Here is a 7,962-nt window from a genome sequence, read left to right as displayed (position 1 = left end):
ACCCGGCTCTGGACCTGGGCGGCGTGGCTGGCGCGCGCCTTGAACTTCTCGATGAACTTGATTTCCTTGGCCAGCATGGCCTGCTGGCGCTCGTATCGCGCCTGGCGTTGCTGTTCGCCCATCGCGCGCTGCTGGTCGTAGAAGTCGAGATCGCCCGAATAGGTGATGAGCGAACCGGCGTCGATCTCCACCACCTTGCCGATGATGCGGTTCATGAAGGCGCGATCGTGCGAGGTCATCAGCAGCGCGCCGTCGTAATTCTTCAGGAAGGCCTCAAGCCAGATCAGGCTCTCCAGGTCCAGGTGGTTGCTGGGTTCGTCCAGCAGCATGCCATCGGGCCGCATCAGCAGGATGCGGGCGAGCGCCACGCGCATCTTCCAGCCGCCTGACAGCAGACCGACATCGCCGTCCATGCGTTCCTGGCTGAAGCTCAGGCCGGCCAGGACCTCGCGGGCGCGGGCGTCCAGGGCGTAGCCATCCAGTTCCTGGAAGCGCTCCATCACCTCGCCATAGCGCTCCATGACAGCGTCCAGCTGATCGGCCTGGTCCGGATCGACCATGGCGGCCTCAAGCTGGGCCATCTCGGTGGCGAGCGCGCTGACGGGCCCGACGCCGTCCATCACCGCGGCGACCGCGCTCTGGCCGGACATTTCGCCGACATCCTGGCTGAAATAGCCGATCGTCATGCCGGGATCGATCGCCACCAGCCCATCGTCCGGCTGCTCCTGCCCAGTGATCATGCGGAACAGCGTCGTCTTGCCGGCGCCGTTCGGACCGACCAGCCCGACCTTTTCGCCCTTCTGCACGCCCATCGAGGCTTCGATGAACAGGATCTGGTGGCCGTTTTGCTTGGAGATGTTGTCGAGGCGGATCATGGGGCGGTCTGCTAGCTCGGCTGGAGGGGGAAGGCCAGCCTCAGAGCCATCTCACGTCCGAGCGCGACGATTGGCGCGCCGAACAGGTCGGTCATCCAACCGCTCATCCCGGCGACCCGAAGGGCGGCGCGAAGCAGCCAAGGCCGGGACCCAGATTCATCTCAGGCCTTCGGTCAGCATTCCTCGTTCGTGTGGTTCGTGTGGCTTGTGGTCCCAGCACTTCCGACCGCGACGCCGTGAGGCAGGTCAAGATTGTCCTCGAACCACACGAACCACACGAACGCTCACAGCCGCCCGGCGTGAATCTGGGTCCCGGCCTTCGCCGGTAGGAGCGGGGTATTTGCGAAGGTCGGTGCATCAGCCCGCGAACCCTCTCCGCACCCTGAGAGGGCCTTAGGACAGCCGTGCACCCGACGACCTTAGTCGTCGCGGTGGACGCGTTCCCGGCGCTCGTGGCGTTCCTGCGCCTCGAGGCTGAGCGTCGCCGTCGGCCGGGCGTCAAGACGGGCGACGCCGATCGGCTCGCCAGTGTCTTCGCAGTAGCCGTACGAGCCATCGGCGATGCGGCGCAGGGCTTCGTCAATCTTGGAGATCAACTTACGCTGGCGATCACGGGTCCGGAGTTCCAGGGCTCGGTCGGTCTCCGACGTCGCCCGGTCCGCCAGGTCCGGATGGTTCTCGGTTTCGCTTTGCAGATGGATGAGGGTCTCGCGGGATTCCCGCAGGATGTCCTCTTTCCACGCATTGAGCTTCTGCTTGAAATACTCAAGCTGACGCTCGTTCATGAACGGCTCGTCCTCGGAAGGAACATAGCCTGGCTTGTCAGCCATCACTGCGGCTGTGGTCATTTACGCCTCACGCCCCCTGAGTACCGCCCCTTAAGACACGCTGGGCGCTTATACCAAAACGAATTGACGATTCAACGAAGCTCGCTTCCTGCGGACGATTAAGCCGCATGCCCCGCGCATTCCAATTTGGCGAGCTCTACGGCGGCCCGGGTTTCGATCTCATCGAGAACAGCTTCGAGGCGCGTGTCCTCAGTGCCCTCGCGCTCGTCGCGGATGGCGATCCTCAGGGCGTCGAGCTTGTCGGCCGTCATCTCCCCCGACAGCAGGCCCAGCTTGACCTCCTCCAGCACATCCAGCAGGCGACCCGCCCGGCGCACCGCGCGGCGGCGACGTTCCAGCGGCCCGCCCATCTCCTGCAACGCTAGGATGGCGTCGACATTCATGACGCCGGAAAGGCCCGCAGCGCGGGCGACCTGGGCCGGGGCCGACGCGGCGCCGGCGGTCGGCAGGCTGAAGCCCTGCCCGTCGGCGGACCGGGGTTTGGAAACCCCGCTCACCGATCCCACGCCGTTTGTTCCGTTGACCTTCATGGGTGAGTCGAACTCTTGACCTGACGTTTCATCCCACTCATCGCGCCGGCATGCTTAGGGTATGGTTAATGCCGGGCAACTTCTGCCGCCACGGCGCCCCCTGCCGGCCGCGGCGAATCGCCAACCCCTGGAATCGCTGAGGTTTTCCCCGATCTCGACTGGCACGCCCATCGCATAGGCAAGAACGACTTCTTCCTGTTCGTTCGCCCCCGGGGTTTCATGCGTCGATCGCTTCGCCTCTTCAGCGCCGTCCTGCTGGCCGCCGCGCTCGCCGCCGGCCCGTCCTTCGCCAAGTCCCGCATCAAGGACATCGTGGAGTTCGAGGGCGTCCGCGAGAACATGCTGGTGGGCTACGGCCTGGTGGTGGGCCTGAACGGCACCGGCGACAGCCTGCGCAACGCCCCCTTCACCAAGCAGAGCCTGGAAGCCATGCTGGAGCGTCTGGGGGTCAACACCCGCGACGCCAACCTCAACACCAAGAACGTGGCGGCCGTCATGGTCACCGCCAAGCTGCCGGCCTTCGTGGCCACCGGCTCCCCCATCGACGCCAGCGTCTCGGCGCTCGGCGACGCCAAGAGCCTGCAGGGCGGCACCCTGCTGGTCACCCCGCTGCTGGGCGCCGACGGCCAGGCCTACGCCGTGGGCCAGGGCACGGTGCAGACCGGCTCGGTCTCCGCGGGCGGCGCCTCGGGCTCCTCGATCTCCAAGGGCGTCCCCACCGCCGGCCGCATCGCCTCGGGCGCCATCGTCGAGCGCGAGATCGGCTTCCAGCTGGCCAGCATGGCCCAGATGCGCATGACCCTACGCAACCCCGACTTCACCACCGCCAAGCGCATCGCCGACGTGATCAACACCCGCTTCCCCGGCTGCGCGCGGGCCGACAACCCCACCATCGTCACCATTCAGCCGGCGCCCGGCACCAACATGGTGAGCTTCATCGCCCAGATCGAGAATCTCACCGTCGAGCCTGACGACGCCGCCAGGGTGGTGATCGACGAAGTGGCCGGCGTGGTGGTCATGGGCGACAATGTCCGCATCTCCACCGTGGCCATCGCCCAGGGCAACCTGACCATCAGCGTCCAGGAGAACCCGGCCGTCAGCCAGCCCGCCCCCTTCAGCCAGGGCCGCACCGTCACCGTGCCGCAGTCCGGCGTCTCGGTGGAGGAGGAGAAGGGCAAGCGCCTGATCACCCTGCGCGAGGGCGCGTCGCTCTCCACCCTGGTGGCCGGTCTCAATGCGCTCGGCGTCACGCCCCGCGACATGATCTCCATCCTGCAGGCCATCAAGGCCGCGGGCGCCCTGCAAGCCGACATCGAGGTGATGTGATGGCCGACATCGTCGCCCCCGCGCTCAACGTCGCGCCCCCGGCGCCTGCGCCCATGAGCGCCGCCGAACTGGCCAAGCGGGGCCAGATCGCCAAGACGGCCAAGGACTTCGAGGGCTCGTTCCTCACCGTCATGCTCGGCCAGATGATGAAGGACGTGAAGGTCTCCGAACCCTTCGGCGGCGGCCAGGGCGAAGAGGTGTTCAAGTCCTTCATGAACGAGGCCATGGCCAAGCAGGTCGTGAAGACGGGCGGGGTCGGCATCGCCGACGTCGTCGCCAAGGAAATGCTGAAGCTTCAAGGTCTGAGTTAGGAAATCACGATGGCTCTCTCCGCCCTGGACGCCGCCGACCGCGTCGAACAACTGGTGATCCTCACCGAGCGCCTCACCGAGCTGGTGGCCCTGGAGGCCCAGGCCTTCGAGCAGCAGCGCCCGCTGGAGGCCATGGCCCATATCGAGGAAACCTCGCGCCTGGCCAATATCTACCGCCACGAGTCGACCCGGGTCCGGGCCAATCCGGGCCTGGTGGCCGCCGCCCCCCTCGACCAGCGCAACCGCCTGATCCGCGCCACCGAGGCCTTCGACAGCGTGCTGGCCCGCCAGGGCCGCGCGCTGGACGCCGCCCGCACGGTCACCGAGGGCCTGGTCAAGACCATCGCCAACGAGGTCGCCGCCCAGCGCACCACCGGCGCCGGCTACGGCCTCAAGGGCGCCCCCTCCACCGCCGCCTCGGCCACCAGCATCACCCTGAACAAGCGCGCCTAGGCTTCGTCGCCGCTCTCGTCGCCGATGGCGTCGGCCACCAGCTGGCGCCAGGTGGGATCGGTGTCGCCCACCAGGTCGATGTCGTCCAGCAGGGCCACGCCGCCGCCGCCGTCGGGGAACACCAGGCCCAGCACCTCCATGGTCTCGCCGTCCTCGGTGTCGTGGACCTCGGCCTGCACCGCCACGGCCGCCTGCTCCCCGTCGTCGCTCCACCAGATCAGCGGCTGCGGCAGCGGCATCTCGAGAACGCGCGCGTTCTGCGTGTCCGCCAGGGCGAAGATCGCCGCCCTGGCCTGGACGTCCTCCAGGGTCGCCACGCCGCGCGTGAGGCCTTCAGCCGGCTCCAGTCGTCGACGTCATAGCCGCCCTCGTCGTCGTCGCTCATGGTCGGGCCCTCGTTCGCAGGGAAATTAGCCGCGCCCCGCCGGGCCCGTCCACCGCCCCAGATCAAAACGCTTGTTTGAACCCCGCCTTTGGGTCTAGCCTAACCGTATCGTCGGGCTTTTCCGGCGGACGCGTTCTCAGGGCGGGGTGAAAGTCCCCACCGGCGGTAATGCCAACGACCATCTGGCCGTTGGACGAGCCCGCGGGCGCCTGCAGGGTCTTAGACCCTCCAGGGACAGCAGACACCGGTGTGATCCCGGGGCCGACGGTTAGAGTCCGGTTATGAGAACCACTGTTGATGGGTCGCCACGCGTCCGCGCGTGGACTCTCGATCCGTCGTCAGTGTCTCCCTGAGTCGTGGTTCATCCACCTATGGGAGACGACCATGACCCAAGTCACTTACGAGCTGCCCACCGCGCACGGCGCCTATCGCCCCGCCCGCATCGCCTTCGTCCAGTCCTCCTGGCACCACGCCATCGTCGACCAGGCCCGCAAGGGCTTCCTGGCGGAGATGGCGAAACTCGGCTTCCCCGAGCACATGATCGACGTGTTCGAGACGCCCGGCGCGTTCGAGATTCCGCTGCACGCCCAGACGCTGGCCAAGACCGCCAAGTACGCCGCCGTCGTCGGCTGCGCCCTGGTGGTGGACGGCGGCATCTACCGCCACGAGTTCGTCGCCGAGACCGTGGTCTCAGCCCTCATGCAGGTGCAGCTGAAGACCGAGGTGCCGATGTTCTCCGTGGTGCTGACCCCGCATCACTTCCATGAGCACGACATCCACCAGGCCTTCTTCGCCGAGCACTTCGTCCAGAAGGGCGCCGAGGCCGCCGTCGCCTGCGCCAAGACCCTGGAAGGCCTGCAGCGCGTCAGTCAGGCTGCGTGATGGAGGCGCCCACAGGGTTCGAACCCCACTACAGAAAGAGTCCCCTCACCGACCCGTGGGAGCCGCTCTACAGCCGCAAAACGGGCGGCGCCGTGGTCCTGGGCCTGCAAGTGACGGAGGCTCACACCAACAGCCGCGGCTTCGTCCACGGCGGCCTGATCAGCGCTCTGGCCGACAACGCCATGGGCCTGTCCTGCGGCTGCCGCCTGGGCGAGGGCGCCCGTCTGGTGACCGTCAACCTCACCCTGGACTTCCTGGCCTCGGCCCAGGTCGGCCAGTGGCTGGAGTTCGACACCATCTTCGTCAAACCCGGCGGCAGCCTCTGCTTCGCCCAGGCCTTCGTCACCGCCGACGGCGAGCCCTGCGCCCGGGCCAACGCGGTGTTCAAGGTAGTGCGGAAGGTGAACTGACGCCGCGTTTTCCTCCCCCGTTCGCTGCGCGACAGGGGAGGAAAGGCGCCTCTACTTCGCCGCCTCCAGCTTGTCCTGCGTCCTGGTCTCGAAGTCGCTGGCCTCGTGCCGCTCGCGCAGCTGGCTCGAGAGCTCGCCGAAGGTGCGGTTGACCATCCGGCCGCGCTTCACCGCCGGCCGCGCGGCGACCTGGTCGGCCCAGCGGTTGACGTGCTTGTAGGACGCCACGTCCAGGAACTCGCCGGCCTCGTACAGCACCCCCTTGGCCATGCCGCCGTACCAGGGCCAGATGGCCATGTCGGCGATGGTGTACTCCGCCCCGCCGACGTACTCGGCCTCCGCCAGCCTGCGGTCCAGCACGTCCATCTGCCGCTTCACCTCCATGGCGTAGCGGTCGATGGCGTATTCGATCTTCATCGGGGCATAGGCGTAGAAGTGCCCGAACCCGCCGCCCAGGAACGGCGCCGAGCCCATCAGCCACATCAGCCAGGACATGCACTCCGCGCGAGGCCCCGGCGCGGTGGGCAGGAAGGCGTTGCCGAACGTCTCGGCCAGGTGGATGAGGATCGCGCCGCTCTCGAACACCCGGATCGGCTCGGGCCCCGAGCGGTCCAGCAGGGCCGGGATCTTGGAGTTGGGATTGATGGCCACGAAGTCCGAGCCGAACTGGTCCCCGGTCCCGATATTGATCAGCCAGGCGTCATACTCGGCGCCTGAGTGCCCCAGGGCCAGCAGCTCCTCCAGCATGATAGTCACCTTCACCCCGTTGGGGGTGCCCAGCGAATAGAGCTGCAGCGGATGACGCCCCACCGGCAGGGTCTTCTCCGCCGTCGGCCCCGCGATCGGCCGGTTGATCGCCGCGAACCGCCCCCCGCTCTCCTTGTCCCAGGTCCAGACCTTGGGCGGAACATAGGTCTCGGGGAAATTGGTCATGCTGCGCCCTCCCAGGCGATTGTGTTGCGTCAGAGTGCGATGTGGGGTGCGTCGAGTCCAATGGGAAGGTCGCGGATGGCGCTTCGTCCGCCCTCGGATCAATCGTCACCGGCCCGTAACGCGACCGACACGGAACCCCCACACCCCGGTGACGCCGCCGTCACGGAGCGTCCCTAAGCGCCGTCGCATAACTGCAACCGGGGGCGCAGATGTCCAAGCTTCAATCCATTCCGAACCTGATGGCCGTCCTGCTGGCCAGCTCCGCACTCTGCGCGCCCGCCGTGGCGCTCGCCCAGACGGATGTCGAGGAGATCGTCGTCACCGGCCAGCGCGAGGCCCAGCGCGCCGCCATCGCCGTCAAGCGTTCGGAATTCGTCGTCGCCGACGTGGTCTCCGCCGACGACATCGGCAAGCTGCCCGACCACAACACCGCCGCCGCCCTGCGCCGCATCCCCGGCATCTCGGTGATGGAAGACCAGGGCGAGCCGCGCTTCCCGGTCATCCGCGGCCTGCGCTCCACCTACAACCGCACCACTATCGACGGCGCCCTGCTGGCCTCGGTGGACGAAACCGGCCGCACCGTGCCGATGGACATCGTCCCATCGGTGATGGCCGGCCGCCTGGAAGTCATCAAGACCGTCACGCCGGAAGATGACGGCAACGCCATCGGCGGCGTCATCAATGTCACCACCCGCTCGGCCTTCGACGCCGGTCGGCCGTTCTTCAACGGCATGGCCTCCTACGGCGACTATGAGCGCAGCGGCGGCGTGCGCAACGACAAGCCCTCCTACCGCCTGGCCTTCGCGGCGGGCCGCACCTTCGGCGCCGAGGATCAGTGGGGCGTGGTCGTCGGCGCCTCCCACGAGCAGCTGGACTACGACATCCCGCAGGTGGAATCCCAAAACCCCTCGGTGCGGGAATACACCGCCGCCGGCGCCCCCGTCGCCTCGGGCGCCGCCACCGGCAACGGCATCCAAGTGCCCACCTTCAGCCGGCTGTTCTGGTACAA

10 protein-coding genes, 1 pseudogene and 1 riboswitch are annotated in these 7,962 nt (G+C 67.5%); of the genes and pseudogenes, 6 read left to right on the top strand and 5 right to left on the bottom strand.

The window, feature by feature from the left end; all coding sequences use genetic code 11:
* The 3 genes from RMO97_RS17295 to RMO97_RS17285 form a co-directional block, all read right to left on the bottom strand.
* Positions 1 to 875, bottom strand: an 875-nt coding sequence (locus tag RMO97_RS17295) for an ABC-F family ATP-binding cassette domain-containing protein (protein WP_310542265.1), incomplete at its 3' end; no start/stop codon positions are given.
* 419 nt (positions 876 to 1,294) lie between these two features.
* Positions 1,295 to 1,723, bottom strand: coding sequence for an RNA polymerase-binding protein DksA (gene dksA, locus RMO97_RS17290; protein WP_310542264.1), 429 nt, complete (start codon positions 1,721 to 1,723; stop codon positions 1,295 to 1,297).
* A 98-nt stretch (positions 1,724 to 1,821) separates the two neighbouring features.
* The gene (locus RMO97_RS17285) at positions 1,822 to 2,253 is read right to left on the bottom strand and encodes a flagellar assembly protein FliX (RefSeq protein ID WP_310542263.1); all 432 of its coding nucleotides are present in this window, start codon (positions 2,251 to 2,253) and stop codon (positions 1,822 to 1,824) included.
* Positions 2,254 to 2,472: 219 nt separating this feature from the next.
* Between RMO97_RS17285 and RMO97_RS17280 the strand changes: the two genes are divergently transcribed.
* From RMO97_RS17280 to RMO97_RS17270, 3 genes are read left to right on the top strand one after another with little or no spacing between them, the layout of a single operon-like run.
* Complete coding sequence (locus RMO97_RS17280; RefSeq protein WP_310542262.1) at positions 2,473 to 3,579, top strand: flagellar basal body P-ring protein FlgI; 1,107 nt, start codon at positions 2,473 to 2,475, stop codon at positions 3,577 to 3,579.
* Positions 3,579 to 3,890, top strand: a complete 312-nt coding sequence (locus tag RMO97_RS17275) for a rod-binding protein (RefSeq protein WP_310542261.1) — start codon at positions 3,579 to 3,581, stop codon at positions 3,888 to 3,890. Before RMO97_RS17280 ends, RMO97_RS17275 begins: the two co-directional genes overlap by 1 nt.
* A 9-nt stretch (positions 3,891 to 3,899) precedes the next feature.
* Positions 3,900 to 4,343 (top strand): flagellar basal body protein, encoded by a 444-nt coding sequence (locus RMO97_RS17270; RefSeq protein ID WP_310542260.1) that lies wholly within the window; start codon positions 3,900 to 3,902, stop codon positions 4,341 to 4,343.
* Here RMO97_RS17270 and RMO97_RS17265 read toward each other — a convergent pair.
* Positions 4,340 to 4,660, bottom strand: a complete 321-nt coding sequence (locus RMO97_RS17265) for a hypothetical protein (RefSeq protein WP_310542259.1) — start codon at positions 4,658 to 4,660, stop codon at positions 4,340 to 4,342. The genes RMO97_RS17270 and RMO97_RS17265 overlap by 4 nt on opposite strands.
* A gap of 196 nt (positions 4,661 to 4,856) precedes the next feature.
* Positions 4,857 to 5,021: riboswitch (FMN riboswitch) on the top strand.
* A gap of 91 nt (positions 5,022 to 5,112) precedes the next feature.
* Between RMO97_RS17265 and RMO97_RS17260 the strand changes: the two genes are divergently transcribed.
* Both RMO97_RS17260 and RMO97_RS17255 read left to right on the top strand, forming a co-directional pair.
* A complete protein-coding gene (locus RMO97_RS17260) occupies positions 5,113 to 5,610 on the top strand; it encodes a 6,7-dimethyl-8-ribityllumazine synthase (protein ID WP_310542258.1) in 498 nt (165 codons plus the stop codon).
* Complete coding sequence (locus tag RMO97_RS17255) at positions 5,610 to 6,020, top strand: PaaI family thioesterase (RefSeq protein WP_310542257.1); 411 nt, start codon at positions 5,610 to 5,612, stop codon at positions 6,018 to 6,020. Before RMO97_RS17260 ends, RMO97_RS17255 begins: the two co-directional genes overlap by 1 nt.
* A 51-nt stretch (positions 6,021 to 6,071) precedes the next feature.
* Here the strand turns inward: RMO97_RS17255 and yghU are convergent, their stop codons facing one another.
* Positions 6,072 to 6,953: a glutathione-dependent disulfide-bond oxidoreductase gene (gene yghU / locus RMO97_RS17250; RefSeq protein ID WP_310542256.1), complete on the bottom strand. Its 882-nt coding sequence runs from the start codon at positions 6,951 to 6,953 to the stop codon at positions 6,072 to 6,074.
* 242 nt (positions 6,954 to 7,195) lie between these two features.
* Between yghU and RMO97_RS17245 the strand changes: the two are divergent.
* A pseudogene (locus RMO97_RS17245) lies at positions 7,196 to 7,962 on the top strand (TonB-dependent receptor plug domain-containing protein); the annotation flags it as partial.

It is taken from the genome of Phenylobacterium sp. (assembly GCF_031425575.1).
Taxonomy (GTDB): domain Bacteria; phylum Pseudomonadota; class Alphaproteobacteria; order Caulobacterales; family Caulobacteraceae; genus Phenylobacterium.
This window is presented reverse-complemented; position numbering and strand designations above follow the sequence as displayed.

Bases quoted from the DNA above. Each gene is read 5' to 3' on its own strand.
- RMO97_RS17260 (WP_310542258.1), top strand. From the start codon at position 5,113: ATGACCCAAGTCACTTACGAGCTGCCCACCGCGCACGGCGCCTATCGC.
- RMO97_RS17275 (WP_310542261.1), top strand. From the start codon at position 3,579: ATGGCCGACATCGTCGCCCCCGCGCTCAACGTCGCGCCCCCGGCGCCT.
- yghU (WP_310542256.1), bottom strand. From the start codon at position 6,953: ATGACCAATTTCCCCGAGACCTATGTTCCGCCCAAGGTCTGGACCTGG.
- dksA (WP_310542264.1), bottom strand. From the start codon at position 1,723: ATGACCACAGCCGCAGTGATGGCTGACAAGCCAGGCTATGTTCCTTCC.
- RMO97_RS17285 (WP_310542263.1), bottom strand. From the start codon at position 2,253: ATGAAGGTCAACGGAACAAACGGCGTGGGATCGGTGAGCGGGGTTTCC.
- RMO97_RS17270 (WP_310542260.1), top strand. From the start codon at position 3,900: ATGGCTCTCTCCGCCCTGGACGCCGCCGACCGCGTCGAACAACTGGTG.
- RMO97_RS17255 (WP_310542257.1), top strand. From the start codon at position 5,610: ATGGAGGCGCCCACAGGGTTCGAACCCCACTACAGAAAGAGTCCCCTC.
- RMO97_RS17280 (WP_310542262.1), top strand. From the start codon at position 2,473: ATGCGTCGATCGCTTCGCCTCTTCAGCGCCGTCCTGCTGGCCGCCGCG.